This window comes from Kitasatospora sp. NPDC041917 (genome assembly GCF_055589745.1).
Window position 1 is genome coordinate 1 of the sequence record NZ_JBVJBI010000010.1, and the last position, 14,909, is coordinate 14,909.

Here is a 14,909-nt window from a genome sequence, read left to right on the forward strand (position 1 = left end):
CGCGAAACCCGTCCCCTCCGCACCGATCATCCGGTCCGCGGGAATCCGCACATTGTCGAAGTACACCTCACGCGTCGGCGAACCCTTGATCCCCAACTTCTTCTCCGGCGCACCGAACGACACCCCCTCGTCGCCCTTCTCCACCACGAACGCCGAGATCCCCTTCGAGCGCTTCTCCGGATCCGTCACGGCCATCACCGTGTAGAACTCCGACACCCCCGCGTTGGTGATCCAGCGCTTCACCCCGTTCAGCACCCAGAAATCCCCGTCGCGCACCGCCCGGGTCCGCATCCCCGCCGCGTCCGAACCCGCCTCCGGCTCCGACAGACAGTACGAGAACATCCCCTCGCCCCGCGCCAGCGCCCCCAGGTACTTCGCCTTCAACTCCGGCGAACCCGACAACTGCACCGGCAGCGACCCCAGCTTGTTCACCGCCGGAATCAGGGACGACGACGCACACACCCGCGCCACCTCCTCGATCACGATCACCGTCGCCAGCGCATCCGCCCCCGCACCACCGAACTCCTCCGGCACGTGCACCGCATGCAGGTCATTGCCCCGCAACGCCTCCAGCGCCTCCTGCGGGAACCGCCCCAACTCGTCCACCTCCGCCGCGAACGGAGCGATCTTCGCCTCGGCCAGCGAACGCACCGCCTCACGGAGCATCCCGTGCTCCTCGGAGATCCGGAAGAGATCGAAGTCAGCCGCCCCTGCGCTGCCCGCCATGATGCCTGCCTCGTCGTTCAGTGACCGGTGCCCGATCGAGGTCCGATCGACGCCCGGTGCGAGTCGAATCCGCGGTTAACTACCGTTCAGTAGAGATCCTAGGGCGCCGACCTGTGGCTGCCTAGCGTTCAGGGCGGCCCTTCGGGCGTGCGGGTGATCCCGGTGCGCCCTCGGCGGGCGGATAGCATCAGGGCATCCGTACTGGTCGCGTCCGCATCCAAGGAGAACCCGTGACCCTCCGCATCTCCGTGATCGGCACCGGCTACCTCGGCGCCACGCACGCCGCCGCGATGGCCGAGTTCGGCTTCGAGGTGCTGGGTCTGGACATCGACCCCGACAAGATCGCCATGCTGACCGCGGGTCGCGTCCCGATGTACGAGCCGGGCCTGTCCGAACTGCTGCTCAAGCACGTGGCCGGGCACGAGGGTTCGACCGGACGGCTGCGCTTCACCACCTCCGCCCAGGAGGCCGCCGAGTTCGGCGACGTGCACTTCATCTGCGTCAACACCCCGCAGCGCAAGGGCGAGTTCGCCGCCGACATGTCGTACGTCGACACGGCGATCGACGAGCTCGCGCCGCACCTGACCCGTCCCGCCCTGGTGGTCGGCAAGTCCACCGTCCCGGTCGGCTCGGCGGCCCGGCTGGCCGAGCGGCTGGCCGCGCTGGCACCGGTCGGCGAGGGCGCCGAACTCGCCTGGAACCCGGAGTTCCTGCGCGAGGGGTTCGCCGTGCAGGACACCCTGCGGCCGGACCGGATCGTGGTCGGCGCCCAGAGCGAGCGGGCCGAGCGGGTGCTGCGCGAGGTGTACGCGGAGCCGATCGCGGCCGGGGTGCCGTTCATGGTCACCGACTACGCGACCGCCGAACTGGTCAAGGCGGCCGCCAACTCCTTCCTGGCCACCAAGATCTCCTTCATCAACGCGATGGCCGAGGTCTGCGAGGCGGCCGGCGCGGACGTCACCCAGCTCAGCAAGGCGCTCGCCTACGACGAGCGGATCGGCGGCAAGTTCCTCAACTCCGGCCTCGGTTTCGGCGGCGGCTGCCTGCCCAAGGACATCCGGGCGTTCATGGCCCGGGCCGGCGAGCTCGGCGCCGACCAGGCGCTGACCTTCCTGCGCGAGGTCGACTCGATCAACATGCGGCGCCGCTCCCGGATGGTCGAGCTGGCCCGCGAGCAGTGCGGCGGCGGCTTCCTGGGCCGCCGGGTCGCCGTCCTCGGCGCCGCCTTCAAGCCCAACTCGGACGACATCCGGGACTCCCCCGCCCTCAACGTGGCCGCCCAGATCCAGCTCCAGGGCGCCCAGGTCACCGTCTACGACCCGAAGGCCGTGGACAACGCCCGCAAGATGTTCCCGTCCCTCACCTACGCCCACTCCGCCCTGGAGGCCGCGGAGGGCGCCCACGTGGTCCTCCACCTCACCGAGTGGTCCGAGTTCCGCGAGCTGGACCCGTCCGCGCTCGGCGCCGTGGTCGCCGAGCGCCGCCTCCTCGACGGCCGCAACGTCCTGGACGCCGAGGCCTGGCGGGCCGCCGGCTGGACCTACCGCGCCCTGGGCCGCCCGAGCTGAGGCCTCCGCCCGCGCCGCTCGAAGCGCCCGTCCCCGGACTCCGGGGGCGGGCGCTTTCGTCGTCTGCCGACCGAACCATTTGAACACGTTCAGATCGTGTGCGAGGATCGCCGCACGCACTGCTCGACCGGGGGGTCCCATGCGCAAGCGGTTCAAGTGTCTGATCGGCGCCACGGCGGCGGCCGTCGTGGTCACGCCGGTGGTCTACGTCGGGTACGCGATGACCCACCGGGACGCCGGAAGCCCGACGACGGTCGGCTGCTCCACAGTGATGGCCTTCGCGGGCGGGAAGCTGCCCACGCAGGCCGCCGGGGCCTCGTGCACGGACGACAACACCTGGCAGGAGCAGGGCTACTCCGCCGAGTTCCGGATGCCCCGGGCCGACCTCCCCGCCCGGCTGACGGAGGCCTTCCCCCGGGTGCGGCAGGAAACCTCCCCCTCCTCCGGGCTGCGGTTCAGCAACGACGACCAGGCGGCCGGCGCCCACCCGAGCGGGCAGGCCGCGGTCGTCCGGCTGGAGGTCGCCTACGAGGACGCCGAAACCGCCCGGGTCAGCCTCCGGGCCTTCGACCTGTGAGCCCAGGAATCCCGTACGGCCGCCCGGCGTTCCCACCGGCATGACGAGCTACGGCGACGAAGCGGCGGTCCGCGAGATCCTCACCCGCACCGGCGACACCTGGGCGGTGGTGGGCCTGTCCACCAACACCGCCCGCGCCGCGTACGGGGTGGCCAGGGTGCTCCAGGAGTACGGCAAGCGGATCGTGCCCGTGCACCCGAAGGCCGAGCCGGTCCTCGGCGAGCAGGGCTACGCCTCGCTCGCCGAGGTGCCGTTCCCGGTCGACGTGGTGGACGTGTTCGTGAACAGCGCCCTGGCCGGGGAGGTGGCCGACCAGGCGGTGGCCGCCGGGGCGAGGGCGGTCTGGTTCCAGCTGGGTGTCGTCGACGAGGCCGCCTACGGGCGGACCCGGGCGGCCGGGCTCGCCATGGTGATGGACAGGTGCCCGGCCATCGAGATTCCGCGACTCTAGGCCGCAGAGCCGTCCAGCTGCGCGATGGTGGCGATGGACGGGCGGCGGCCCGCGCGCAGCCCGGCGGCCGCCGATTCGGCGTCGCGCAGGACGCGCACGGCGTTGTGCCAGGTGAGCTTGGCCAGGTCGGCCTCCGACCAGTGGCGGCCGAGGAGTTCGGCGACCAGGTTGGGGTAGCCGGCCACCGAGTCCAGGCCGTCCGGCAGGAAGGCGGTGCCGTCGAAGTCGCCGCCGATGCCGATGTGGTCGATGCCGGCCACCTCGCGCATGTGGTCGAGGTGGTCGGCGACGGTGGCCGGGGTGGCGATCGGGCGCGGGTTGGCGGCCTCGAAGGCGCGCTGGCGCTCCATGGCCGGCGGGGTGGTGTCCAGCGGGTGGAAGCCGTGGGCGCGCATGTTCTCGTCGGCGGCCCTGGTCCAGTCGATGGCGGCGGGCAGGATGAACTTGGGCACGAAGGTCGCCATCGCCACGCCGCCGTTGGCGGGCAGCTGGGCGAGCACGTCGTCCGGGATGTTGCGCGGGTGGTCGCAGACCGCGCGCGAGGAGGAGTGCGAGAAGACGACCGGTGCCTCGGTCACCCGCAGGGCGTCGCGCATGGTGTCGGCGGAGACGTGCGAGAGGTCGACCAGCATGCCGAGCCGGTTCATCTCCCGGACGACCTCCTCGCCGAACCGGGTCAGCCCGCCGGCCACCGGCTTGTCGGTCGCGGAGTCCGCCCACGGCACGTTGTCGTTGTGGGTGAGCGTCAGGTAGCGCACGCCCAGCTCGTACAGGGCGCGCAGGGTGGCCAGCGAGCAGTCGATGGAGTGGCCGCCCTCGGCACCCATCAGGGAGGCGATCCGGCCCTCGGCGCGGGCGGCCTCGATGTCCGCGGCGGTACGGGCCAGGCGCAGCCGGTCCGGGTAGCGCTCGACCAGGGCGTGGACGAAGTCGATCTGTTCCAGGGTGGCGCTCACGGCGTGGTCGCCGGCCAGCGAGGAGGGGACGTAGACGGACCAGAACTGCGCGCCGACCCCGCCCTCCGCGAGGCGGGCGAGGTCGGTGTGCAGGCGGTCGCTCTGGTCGGCGGCGAGGTCGAGCGCGCCGAGGTCGTATCCGGCCTGCTCGCGCATCGCCCAGGGGAGGTCGTTGTGGCCGTCCACCACGGGGGCGGTGCGCAGCAGGGCGCGGGCGCGGTCCAGCGGGGTGGGGGAGTCCGTCCGAGAAGTCATACGGGTTGTTCTACCCCACCCCCACCAGGGGGATTACTTGCCGAAGCCGAAGGAGGAGGAACCGGCCACCTTGGCGCGCAGCTTCTGGCCCTTCTCGGTGGCCTGGTTGTTCAGCTCGGCCTGGAACTCGGTCATCTTCTCGGTGAGTTCGGTGTCGAAGGCGGCGAGCATCCGCACCGCGAGCAGGCCGGCGTTGCGCGCGCCGGCCACCGAGACGGTCGCCACCGGCACGCCGGCCGGCATCTGGACGATCGACAGCAGGCTGTCCATGCCGTCCAGGTAGCGCAGCGGCACCGGCACGCCGATGACCGGCAGCGGGGTGACGGAGGCGAGCATGCCCGGCAGGTGGGCCGCGCCGCCGGCGCCGGCGATGATCGCCTTCAGGCCGCGCAGGTGGGCGTTCTCGCCGTACGCGACCATCTCGCGGGGCATCCGGTGGGCGGAGACGACGTCCACCTCGTAGGGGATCTCGAACTCGTCGAGCGCCTGGGCGGCGGCCTCCATGACCGGCCAGTCGGAGTCCGAGCCCATCACGATGCCGACGAGGGGGGCGGTCGAAGCGGGGCTCATTCGGTGATCGTTCCTCGCAGGTAGGCGGCCGCGTGGCGGGCGCGCTCGCGGACGTCTTCGAGGTCGTCCCCGAAGACGTTGACGTGGCCGACCTTGCGGCCGGGCTTCACGTCCTTCCCGTACATGTGGATCCGCAGCCCGGGGTCGCGGGCCATGCAGTGCAGGAAGGGGCGGTACATGTCCGGGTAGTCGCCGCCGAGGACGTTGACCATGACGGTCCACTTGGCGCGCGGGCGGGGGTCGCCGAGCGGGAGGTCGAGGACGGCCCGCAGGTGGTTCTCGAACTGCGAGGTGACGGCGCCGTCCTGGGTCCAGTGCCCGGAGTTGTGCGGGCGCATGGCCAGCTCGTTGACGAGGATGCGGCCGTCCCGGGTCTGGAACAGCTCGACGGCGAGGTGGCCGACGATGCCGAGGTCGCCGGCGATCCGCAGGGCGAGCTGCTGGGCCTCGTCGGACAGGGCCGGGTCGAGGTCCGGCGCGGGGGCGGTGACCTCGGCGCAGACGCCGTTCTCCTGGACGCTCTCGACCACCGGGTAGGCGACGGCCTGCCCGCTGGGCGAGCGGACCACGTTGGCGGCCAGCTCGCGGACGAAGTCGACCTTCTCCTCGGCCAGCACCGCGACCCCGGCCAGGAACGGGGCGTGCGCCTGCTCCTCGTCGTCGACGACCCAGACGCCCTTGCCGTCGTAGCCGCCGCGGACGGTCTTGAGGACGACCGGGTAACCGGAGCCCTCCTCGGCGAAGGCGGTGACGTCGGCCGGGTCGGCGACGATCCGGTGCCGGGGGCAGGGCACGTCGATGGAGTCCAGCTTGGCCCGCATCACGCCCTTGTCCTGGGCGTTGACCAGCGCGTCCGGGCCGGGGCGGACGGCGATGCCGTCGGCCTCCAGGGCCCGCAGGTGCTCGGTGGGGACGTGCTCGTGGTCGAAGGTGATCACGTCGCAGCCGGCGGCGAAGGCGCGCAGGGTGTCGAGGTCGCGGTAGTCGCCGAGGACGACGTCGGACACCACCTGTGCGGCGGAGTCCTGGGGCGTGTCGGCGAGGAGTTTGAACCTGACCCCGAGCGGGATGCCCGCCTGGTGTGCCATGCGGGCCAGCTGCCCGCCACCGATCATGCCCACCACTGGAAAATTCACATTGCCCGGGGAAGTCACGCGGCCCAGGATATCCGGGCCGGTCGGGGGCGGTGGAGCCGCCGGTGGGGCCGTCGGGTCGGACGCGCGTAGATGTCAACCTGTCGCCCTGGGGGCTGAGCCGTTCGATGGAAGCGGGTAGCCTGGACGGCCAGGTCCTGGTCTGCGCGGTCCGATCATGTGCGTGCACGCAGGGCTCAAGGGGTGGCCGCGCCGTCGCGGCAGGCCCTTTCGTCCCGCAGGCACATGGAGGCAGTCCGGTATGGCGACGACCGCAGCTTCGAACCCCCCGCTCGCACAGAAGATGCGTGGGATCACGGGCGAAGTCGTGAAGTTCGGCATCGTCGGCCTGAGCGGCGTGGTGGTCAACTTCGCCGTCTTCTGGGTCTGCATCAACGGCATGGGCCTGGCCTCGGTCCGGTCGAACATCGTCGCGACGGTGATCGCGATCGCGACCAACTACCTGGGCTACCGCTACTGGCTCTACCGGGACCGCGACGCCGCCTCCCGCAGGCGCGAGATCACGCTCTTCCTGGTCTACAGCGGCATCGGCATGCTGATCGAGACCGGCGTCCTCGGCTTCTCGGTGTACGTGCTCGACCTGCGCTCGCACTACGAGCAGATCGGCGCCAAGGTGATCGGCCTCGCCGTGGCCACCGTGTTCCGCTTCGTCTCGTACCGCACCTGGGTGTTCAAGGCCGTGCCGGAGCCCGTCGGACTGCCCGCCCAGCAGGCGGTGGACGCCACCAGCGGCCAGGAGCTGGCCGCACAGGCCGAGCTGATGCTGGCCACCGAGCGGATCCGCCTCGCCAAGGCCGAGTAGGCCCCGGGCTCCTGCGCCCCTCGCACCCCCTTCGCTCCCCGCAGCCCCGGCAGCCCGAACGCGGCCGCCGGGGCTTGCCGTGTCCGCCGGGCTTGCCGTGTCCGCCGCGGCCGGAGGACAGTGGTTACCGAGGGCGAGCACGGCCGGCGGACGATCGTGGCCGAGGGGGTCCAGGAGGCTCGCCATGACGTTCGTCCAGATCATCGACTGCAGGACCGACAGGCTCGACGACCTCAACCGGCTGCTGGACACCTGGGTCGAGGCGACCCGGGGCAGGCGGACCGCTTCCCACGCGGTGATCGGCACCGACCGTTCCGACACCGCGCACGTGGTGCAGATCGTGGAGTTCCCCTCCTACGCGGCGGCGATGGAGAACTCCGCCCTGCCCGAGACCGACCGGATCTTCCGCGAGATGGTGGCGCTCTGCGACGCGCCGCCCACCTTCACCGACCTCGACGTGGTCCGCGACGCGCAGTTCGACTAGACGGGCCCCGGGCCCGTTCAGTCCTGGTGGCTGCGTCCGAGGAAGAGCGCGAACACCGCCGGCTTCAGCGAGAGCAGTTCGAGCCGCCCGCCGTCCGCCTCCGCGAGGTCGCGGGCGACGGCCAGACCGATGCCGGTGGAGTTGCGCCCGCTGACCGCGCGTTCGAACACCCGGTTGCCGAGGTCCGCCGGCACGCCCGCGCCCTCGTCCTGGACCTCGACCACCGCCGAGGTGCCGGACGGCCGGACCCGCAGGGTGATCGTCCCGGCGCCGTGCATCAGCGAGTTCTCGATCAGGGTGGCCAGCACCTGGGCGACCGTCCCCGGGGTGCCGACCGCGGTGACCCCGTGCAGCCCCTCCAGGGAGAGCACCCGGCCCTGCTCCCGCAGCGTCGGGCCCCACTCCTCCACCTGCTGCTTGATCACCTCGTCCAGGTCGAAGGCGACGGCGGTGGGGCTGCGCGGGTCGCGCTGGGTGGTGAGCAGCCGCTGGACCACGTCGGTGAGCCGCTCGACCTGCTGGAGGGCGATGGTCGCCTCCTCCTTGACCGTCTCCGGCTCCTCGGCGAGGGCGGTGATCTCCTCCAGCCGCATGGAGAGCGCGGTGAGCGGGGTGCGCAGCTGGTGCGAGGCGTCGGCGGCGAGCCGGCGCTCGGCGGTGAGCATCCGGGCGATCCGCTCGGCGCTGGTGTCCAGCACCTCGGCGACCCGGTCGAGCTCGGGCACCCCGTAGCGGCGGTCGCGCGGGCGCGGGTCGCCGGAGCCGAGCCGCTCGGCGGTCTCGGCGAGGTCGGTGAGCGGCCGGGCGAGCCGCTTGGCCTGCCAGACGGCGAGGGCCACCGCGGCCTGGACGGCGAGCAGGGCGACCACGCCGAGCAGCAGCAGGTTGTTGGCGATCTCGTGGTCGACGTCCTCGCGGGACTGTTCGACGGTGACGGTCTCGCCGCTGTTGCCGCGCTCGACGGCCTTCAGCAGGTGGTTCCCGGCGGGGCGCTCGCCCGCGGAGACCACCGGCTGGCCGGGCACCTGCACCTCGACGTAGCTGCCCTCGGTGATCTGGCTCTCGAAGGCCCGCCCGGTGACCGGCTCCCCCGCGGCGAGCCGGCTCTCGACCAGGGCGAGCACCCGGACGGCGGCCGCGTCCACCCGGTCCTGGGCCGAGTTGACGATGGTCCGCTTCTCGACCAGGGCGAGCGGTACGCAGAACACCACGACGACCACCAGGACGACGCCCAGCAGCGAGTTGATCATCCTGCGTTTCACGCTGCCGCTCCCCGGGGTGTTCCACTGCCGCGGGCCGAGGGCCCGTTCTCCGTCAGGGACTAATTCTTCTCGAACCGGAACCCGACTCCGCGCACGGTGGCGATGTAGCGGGGGTTGGCCGCGTCGTCGCCGAGCTTCTTGCGGAGCCAGGAGATGTGCATGTCCAGGGTCTTGGTGGAGGTCCACCAGGTGGTGTCCCAGACCTGCCGCATGATCTCCTCGCGGGTGACCACCCGGCCGGCGTCCCGGACCAGGACCCGCAGCAGCTCGAACTCCTTGGCAGAGAGGGTGAGTTCCTCGTCGCCGAGCCAGGCGCGGTGGGACTCGATGTCGATCTTCACGCCGTGCGCGCCGGTGGTGAGCTGGTCGACGTTGCCGCGCCGGAGCAGGGCCCGCACGCGGGCGAGCAGTTCGGCCAGGCGGAAGGGCTTGGTGACGTAGTCGTCGGCGCCGGCGTCCAGGCCGACCACGGTGTCCACCTCGTCCGCGCGGGCGGTGAGCACCAGGACGGGGCAGCTCTTGCCGTCGGCACGCAGGCGGCGGCAGACCTCCAGGCCGTCCATCTCGGGCAGGCCGAGGTCCAGGACGACGAGGTCGACCTCCTCGGTGAGGCCCGCGGCCAGTGCGGTCGGACCGTCCTCGCGGACGAGCACCTCATAGCCCTCGCGTCGCAGGGCCCGGGCGAGCGGTTCGGAGATCGCCGGATCGTCCTCGGCGAGCAGCACACAGGTCATGTGGTGATGGTAGTCCGCCGGGGTAACGCCGGACGCCCTGTGAGGTAGTTCACAGAGTGTGATCGTTATACAAGACCCTGATCGCACCCAACGGGCCGCAGCGGACCGGCCGTTCGGTGAAGAATCTCCGTTTGGATCTTGAAACCGAAGGAAGACGCGCCCATCTACCATCGATAGATCGGGAAGATCTGGCGCCGACTTTGCCATTCCCATACCTGATTCAAGGCTTTTGTCATCTGATAAAGCCAAATGTCGCCACGTAGAGTGGTTTCGTCCACGTCCGCCGCCACCCCCCTAGAGGCGGACGCTGTCAGGCAAGGAACCACTACTCATGGCGTCGAAGACCCTGGACGCCGACATGACGTCGGCCTCTCCCGGCGGCAAGACCTTCCTCGGGCACCCCCGAGGTCTTGCCACCCTGTTCATGACCGAGATGTGGGAGCGCTTCTCCTACTACGGCATGCGCGCCCTGCTCATCTACTACCTGGTCTCCGGTGGCGCCGACGCCGCCGTGGGCAGCCAGGGCGGCGGCCTCGCCATGACGGCGACGACGGCGACGGCGATCTACTCCGTCTACGTCTCGATGGTCTACCTCATGGCCTACCCCGGCGGCTGGTTCGGTGACCGGGTCTGGGGCGCCCGCAAGACCGTCGCCATCGCCGGTTTCGTGATCATGTTCGGCCACATCGCGCTGGCCGTCCCGGGCCAGGCGGCGTTCTTCCTCGGCCTGCTCCTCGTCGCGCTCGGCTCCGGGCTGCTGAAGGCCAACATCTCCACGATGGTCGGCCAGCTCTACAACGGCCCCGAGGACCCGCGCCGCGACGGTGGCTTCACCGTCTTCTACATGAGCATCAACCTCGGTGCCTTCGTCGCCCCGTTCATCATCGGAACGATCGGCAAGGAGTACAGCTGGCACCTGGGCTTCGGTATCGCCGCGGTCGGCATGGCCTTCGGCCTGGTGCAGTTCCTGCTGGGCAGCCGCCACCTGAGCCCCAAGAGCAGCAAGGTCCCCAACCCGCTCAAGCCCGCGGAGCGCAACAGCCTGCTGGTGAAGGCCGGCATCGCCGTCGCCGCCACCGCCGTCTTCTACGCCGTGATCGTCGGGCTGGGCGTCTACACCCTGAACTGGGCCCTCGTCCCGCTCACCCTCGCCGGTCTGCTCATCCCGATCGCCGTGCTGGTCCGGATCAAGCGCGACAAGGACCTCAGCGCCGGCGAGCAGTCCAAGATGTCCGCCTACATCTGGTTCTTCGCCGCGGCCGCCATCTTCTGGATGATCTACGACCAGGGCGGGTCGACCCTCTCCCTGTTCGCCGACAAGAAGACCGCCGACAGCCTGTTCGGCCTCGGTTTCTCGGCCACCTGGTACCAGTCGCTCAACCCGCTGTTCGTGATGGCGCTCGCGCCGGTGTTCGCCTGGCTGTGGCTGTGGCTCTCCCGCCGCAACAAGGAGCCGAACACCATCGTGAAGTTCTCGATGGGCCTGGTCCTGGTCGGCGCCTCGTTCTTCATCTTCATCATCCCGATGAACATGGCGGACGGCGGCACCATGGTCTCCCCGATGTGGCTCGTCTCGATCTACCTGATCCAGACCATCGGTGAGCTCTGCCTCTCCCCGGTCGGCCTCTCGGTCACCACCAAGATGGCGCCGCAGAAGTACGCCTCCCAGATGATGGGCGTCTGGTTCCTCGCCGTCACCGCCGGTGACTGCACCACCAGCCTGCTCTCGCTGGCCGGCGTCAACCTCGACGGCAACGGGATCATCGCGATGCAGGCGTCGCTCGCCGTCCTCGCCGGGCTCGCCGTCTTCGGCTACCGCAAGCGCGTCCAGGCCCTCATGGGCGACGTGCGCTGACGGACCGGCCTACGGCTCACGACTCCGGGGCCGCCGTGGATTCCTGAGATCCGCGGCGGCCCCGGCCGTCTTTTCCCGGCCCGCCCGTCCTCCGCCCCGGCCACCCGGGCCACCCGGGCCGCCCCGGGTCTCCTAGGCCGCCGAGGCCGCCGAGGCCGCCGAGGCCGCCGCCGGGCGTTTCGCGCTCGACACGGGCCCGGCGGCCGTGCCTATGGTGCCCCGCATGACGACCCCCTCCTTACCCCGTCAGCTGGCCCGCACCCGGCGGTTCACCCTGGGCGCCCCCGTCCAGCCGGAGCCCTCGCCGGACGGCACCACCGTGCTCTTCCTGCGCGGCCGGTCCGGCACCGACCCGCTCGCCTGCCTCTGGGCACTGGACACCGCCACCGGCGAGGAACGGCTGATCGCGGACCCGGCCGTGCTGGGCGCCGCCGAGGGCATCGCCGGGTACAGCACCGACGCCGCCGGCGCGCTCGCCGCCTTCGCGCTGGACGGCGCCCTGTGGCTGGCCGACACCGCCCGCGGCACCGTCCGCGCCGTCCCCGTCCCCGGCCCGCCGCAGGACCCCCGGCTCGACCCGACCGGCCGCCGCATCGCCTACGTCGCCGCTGGCGCCCTGCGGGTGGTCGGCGTCGACGGCACGGACGACCGTCCGCTCGCCGAACCCGAGGCCGAGGACGTCTCCTACGGGCTCGCCGAGTACGTCGCCGCCGAGGAGATGTTTCGCGACCGCGGCCACTGGTGGTCCCCCGACGGCACCGCACTGCTGGTCGCCCGGGTCGACAACCGCCCGCTCGCCCGCCTCTTCCTGGCCGACCCCGCCGACCCGCACCGCCCGCCGCGCACCGTCCGCTACCCGCTGGCCGGCACCGCCAACGCCGAGGTCTCGCTGCGGCTGCTCGGCCTCGACGGCACGGACACCGGGGTCCGCTGGGACCGCGCCGCCTTCGAGTACCTCACCGCCGCCGGCTGGGACGGCCACGGCCCGTACGCCGCCGTGCAGAGCCGCGACCAGCGCACCGTCCGCACCCTGGCGATCGGGCCGGACGGCGCCACCCGGGTGCTCGCCGAGCGGCAGGACGCGCACTGGATCGAGCTGCTCCCCGGCCTGCCGGCCCGCACCGGGGGCGGCGCCCTGGTGGACACCGCCGACCTGGACGACACCCGGCACCTGACCGTCGACGGCAAGCCGGTCACCCCGCCCGGGCTCCAGCTGCGCGCGGTGCTCGGGACGGACGGCGAGCAGATCCTGTTCACCGCCTCCGACGAACCCACCGAGACCCACCTCTGGACGTACGGACCGGACACCGGACCACGACGGCTCAGCAGCGGCCCCGGCCTGCACACCGGGGTGCGGCGCGGCGGCACGCTGGTCCTCACCACCCGTTCCCCCGGCCACCCCGGTGGCCGCTCCACCGTCCTGCGCGAGGGCCGCCCGGCGCTGCCGCTCGCCTCCCGCGCCGATCCGCCGGTCCGCGCCGCCGCACCCGAACCGCTCCGGCTCGGCCCGCGCGAGCTGCGCGCCACGCTCTTCCTGCCCGCCGGCCACCGCCCCGGGGACGGCCCGCTGCCCGTCCTGCTCGACCCGTACGGCGGACCCGCCGTGCAGAAGGCCACCACCGGCGGCCTCTGGTGGGACCAGGTCTCCCAGTGGTTCGCCGACCAGGGCTTCGCGGTCCTCGTGGTGGACGGCCGCGGCACCCCCGGGCGCGGGCCGCGCTGGGACAAGGCGATCCACGGCGACAAGGCGGGACCCGCCCTCGACGACCAGGTCGAGGGCCTGCGGGCGGCCGACCGGCTGCGGCCCGGGCTGCTCGACCTCGACCGGGTCGCCATCCGCGGCTGGTCCTACGGCGGCTACCTCGCCGCGCTCGCCGTACTGCGCCGCCCGGACGTCTTCCACGCCGCCTCCGCCGGAGCCGCGCCCACCGACTGGCGGTTCTACGACACCCACTGGCAGGAGCGCTTCCTCGGCCACCCCGACGAGCACCCCGAGCACTACGACCGCGGCTCGCTGATCGCCGAGGCACCGAAGCTCGACCGCCCGCTGCTGCTGATCCAGGGCCTCGCCGACGACAACGTGTACCCGGCCCACACCCTGCGGCTGTCCGCCGCCCTGCTCGCCGCCGGCCGCCCGCACGAGGTCCTCCCGCTGCGCGCCACCGGCCACCGGCCCACCGACGAGGCGGTGGTCGAGCACCTGCTGACCCACGAACTGCACTTCCTGCGACGCTCGTTGGGCCTGGCATGAGCGAAGGCCCGCCCCCGGTCGCAGGACCGGGGGCGGGCCTTCCACGGACGTGTCCTCAGAGCTCGCGGACACCCGCCCGCCAGACCGCCGCCGTCAGCGGCACTCCCGGCCGGTAGGCCAGGTGGACGTGCGAGGGCGCGTCCAGCAGCAGCAGGTCCGCCCGGGCCCCGGGCGCGACCACGCCGACGTCCGTGCGCCGCAGCGCCCGGGCGCCGCCCGCGGTGGCCGCCCAGACCGCCTCGGCCGGGGTCATCCCCATCTCCCGCACCGCGACCGCGATGCAGAACGCCATCGAACTGGTGAAGCTGGAGCCCGGGTTGCAGTCGGTGGACAGCGCCACCACCGCGCCCGCGTCCAGCAGCCGGCGCCCGCTCGGGTACTCGGCCCGGGTGGAGAACTCCGCCCCCGGCAGCAGGGTCGCCACCGTCGCCGAGCCCGCCAGCGCCGCCACGTCCTCGTCCGTCAGATGGGTGCAGTGGTCCGCCGAGGCGGCCCCCAGTTCGACGGCCAGTTGCACGCCGGGCCCGTACGAGAGCTGGTTGGCGTGCACCCGGGGGGTGAGGCCGCGCTCGATGCCGGCCGTCAGGATCGCCCGGGCCTGCTCCCCGTCGAAGGCGCCCTTCTCGCAGAACACGTCCACCCAACGGGCGTGCGGGGCGCAGGCGTCCAGCATCTCGCCGGTGACCAGGTCGACGTACCCGGCCGGGTCCCCGGCGTACTCGGGGGCGACCACGTGGGCGCCCAGGTAGGTGGTCTCCGGAGTGTGCGCGGCGGCGATCCGCAGGGCGCGCGCCTCGTCCTCGACCGTCAGCCCGTAGCCGGACTTGCACTCGATGGTGGTGGTGCCCTGGCGCACCGCCTCCCGGACGAACCGGGCCAGGTTGGCGTCCAGTTCGGCGTCGCTCGCCGCCCGGGTGGCCGCCACCGTGGTCCGGATGCCGCCCGCCGTGTACGGCTGCCCGGACATCCGGGCGTTGAACTCGGCGGTGCGGTCGCCCGCGAACACCAGGTGGGCGTGCGAGTCGACGAAGCCGGGCAGCAGGGCCCGGCCCCCGGCGTCGAAGCGCTCGTCCGCCGCCGGGGCGTCGGCCGCCGGGCCGACCCAGGCGACGGCGCCGCCGTCGACCACCACGGCCGCGTCGGTCAGCAGGCCGAGCGGCCCGGTGCCCTGCCCGGGGTCGTTGGTGACCAGGCTGCCGATGCCCGTGATCAAGGTGGTCCTGGGGTTCCTGGTGGTCACGACAAGGCCTTCCGAAGGGGGTTC

At 72.3% G+C, this 14,909-nt stretch carries 13 protein-coding genes and 1 pseudogene; 7 read left to right on the top strand and 7 right to left on the bottom strand.

Going from position 1 to position 14,909, the window contains the following annotated elements; genetic code table 11:
* Positions 1-726 (bottom strand): acyl-CoA dehydrogenase family protein (locus ACZ6EM_RS14445; RefSeq protein ID WP_465772496.1); only part of this gene is annotated, 726 nt, incomplete at its 3' end.
* A 230-nt stretch (positions 727-956) separates the two neighbouring features.
* Here ACZ6EM_RS14445 and ACZ6EM_RS14450 point away from each other — a divergent pair.
* The 3 genes from ACZ6EM_RS14450 to ACZ6EM_RS14460 all read left to right on the top strand — a co-directional run bounded on the left by ACZ6EM_RS14450 (position 957) and on the right by ACZ6EM_RS14460 (position 3,322).
* The gene (locus ACZ6EM_RS14450; protein WP_359906155.1) at positions 957-2,294 is read left to right on the top strand and encodes a UDP-glucose dehydrogenase family protein; all 1,338 of its coding nucleotides are present in this window, start codon (positions 957-959) and stop codon (positions 2,292-2,294) included.
* A 139-nt stretch (positions 2,295-2,433) separates the two neighbouring features.
* Complete coding sequence (locus tag ACZ6EM_RS14455; RefSeq protein WP_465772497.1) at positions 2,434-2,871, top strand: hypothetical protein; 438 nt, start codon at positions 2,434-2,436, stop codon at positions 2,869-2,871.
* Positions 2,872-2,911: 40 nt separating this feature from the next.
* Positions 2,912-3,322, top strand: coding sequence for a CoA-binding protein (locus ACZ6EM_RS14460; RefSeq protein WP_401055812.1), 411 nt, complete (start codon positions 2,912-2,914; stop codon positions 3,320-3,322).
* On the opposite strand, the gene ACZ6EM_RS14465 is transcribed toward ACZ6EM_RS14460, so the two are convergent.
* Genes ACZ6EM_RS14465 through ACZ6EM_RS14475 form a run of 3 tightly spaced genes read right to left on the bottom strand, consistent with a single transcriptional unit; the run spans position 3,319 to position 6,239 of the window.
* The gene (locus ACZ6EM_RS14465; protein WP_452178816.1) at positions 3,319-4,533 is read right to left on the bottom strand and encodes a dipeptidase; all 1,215 of its coding nucleotides are present in this window, start codon (positions 4,531-4,533) and stop codon (positions 3,319-3,321) included. The two genes, ACZ6EM_RS14460 and ACZ6EM_RS14465, sit on opposite strands and share 4 nt — an antisense overlap.
* A 33-nt stretch (positions 4,534-4,566) precedes the next feature.
* Positions 4,567-5,103, bottom strand: coding sequence for a 5-(carboxyamino)imidazole ribonucleotide mutase (gene purE, locus ACZ6EM_RS14470; RefSeq protein WP_401054541.1), 537 nt, complete (start codon positions 5,101-5,103; stop codon positions 4,567-4,569).
* Positions 5,100-6,239 (bottom strand): 5-(carboxyamino)imidazole ribonucleotide synthase, encoded by a 1,140-nt coding sequence (locus ACZ6EM_RS14475; protein ID WP_401054540.1) that lies wholly within the window; start codon positions 6,237-6,239, stop codon positions 5,100-5,102. The genes purE and ACZ6EM_RS14475 overlap by 4 nt, the downstream gene beginning before the upstream one ends.
* Positions 6,240-6,540: 301 nt before the next feature.
* On the opposite strand from ACZ6EM_RS14475, the gene ACZ6EM_RS14480 reads away from it, so the two are divergent.
* Positions 6,541-7,059, top strand: a complete 519-nt coding sequence (locus ACZ6EM_RS14480; protein WP_359906138.1) for a GtrA family protein — start codon at positions 6,541-6,543, stop codon at positions 7,057-7,059.
* 184 nt (positions 7,060-7,243) lie between these two features.
* Positions 7,244-7,540, top strand: a pseudogene (locus ACZ6EM_RS14485) (ester cyclase); the annotation flags it as partial.
* A 20-nt stretch (positions 7,541-7,560) separates the two neighbouring features.
* On the opposite strand, the gene ACZ6EM_RS14490 reads toward ACZ6EM_RS14485, so the two are convergent.
* Both ACZ6EM_RS14490 and ACZ6EM_RS14495 read right to left on the bottom strand, forming a co-directional pair.
* Positions 7,561-8,805 carry an ATP-binding protein gene (locus tag ACZ6EM_RS14490; RefSeq protein WP_359906135.1) on the bottom strand — a complete coding sequence of 415 codons (1,245 nt, stop codon included), beginning with the start codon at positions 8,803-8,805 and terminating at the stop codon, positions 7,561-7,563.
* Between the two features lie 59 nt (positions 8,806-8,864).
* The gene (locus ACZ6EM_RS14495; protein ID WP_030058577.1) at positions 8,865-9,539 is read right to left on the bottom strand and encodes a response regulator transcription factor; all 675 of its coding nucleotides are present in this window, start codon (positions 9,537-9,539) and stop codon (positions 8,865-8,867) included.
* Between the two features lie 331 nt (positions 9,540-9,870).
* Here ACZ6EM_RS14495 and ACZ6EM_RS14500 point away from each other — a divergent pair, with 331 nt between their 5' ends.
* Both ACZ6EM_RS14500 and ACZ6EM_RS14505 read left to right on the top strand, forming a co-directional pair.
* Positions 9,871-11,394, top strand: a complete 1,524-nt coding sequence (locus tag ACZ6EM_RS14500) for a peptide MFS transporter (RefSeq protein ID WP_359906132.1) — start codon at positions 9,871-9,873, stop codon at positions 11,392-11,394.
* 223 nt (positions 11,395-11,617) lie between these two features.
* A complete protein-coding gene (locus tag ACZ6EM_RS14505; protein ID WP_465772498.1) occupies positions 11,618-13,645 on the top strand; it encodes a S9 family peptidase in 2,028 nt (675 codons plus the stop codon).
* 55 nt (positions 13,646-13,700) lie between these two features.
* Here the strand turns inward: ACZ6EM_RS14505 and hutI are convergent, their stop codons facing one another.
* Positions 13,701-14,885, bottom strand: a complete 1,185-nt coding sequence (hutI, locus tag ACZ6EM_RS14510) for an imidazolonepropionase (RefSeq protein ID WP_465772499.1) — start codon at positions 14,883-14,885, stop codon at positions 13,701-13,703.
* Positions 14,886-14,909: the final 24 nt, after the last annotated feature.

Coding starts and splice junctions, on each gene's coding strand:
- ACZ6EM_RS14455 (WP_465772497.1), top strand. CDS start 2,434: ATGCGCAAGCGGTTCAAGTGTCTGATCGGCGCCACGGCGGCGGCCGTC.
- ACZ6EM_RS14460 (WP_401055812.1), top strand. CDS start 2,912: ATGACGAGCTACGGCGACGAAGCGGCGGTCCGCGAGATCCTCACCCGC.
- ACZ6EM_RS14465 (WP_452178816.1), bottom strand. CDS start 4,533: ATGACTTCTCGGACGGACTCCCCCACCCCGCTGGACCGCGCCCGCGCC.
- purE (WP_401054541.1), bottom strand. CDS start 5,103: ATGAGCCCCGCTTCGACCGCCCCCCTCGTCGGCATCGTGATGGGCTCG.
- ACZ6EM_RS14480 (WP_359906138.1), top strand. CDS start 6,541: ATGCGTGGGATCACGGGCGAAGTCGTGAAGTTCGGCATCGTCGGCCTG.
- ACZ6EM_RS14495 (WP_030058577.1), bottom strand. CDS start 9,539: ATGACCTGTGTGCTGCTCGCCGAGGACGATCCGGCGATCTCCGAACCG.
- ACZ6EM_RS14500 (WP_359906132.1), top strand. CDS start 9,871: ATGGCGTCGAAGACCCTGGACGCCGACATGACGTCGGCCTCTCCCGGC.
- ACZ6EM_RS14505 (WP_465772498.1), top strand. CDS start 11,618: ATGACGACCCCCTCCTTACCCCGTCAGCTGGCCCGCACCCGGCGGTTC.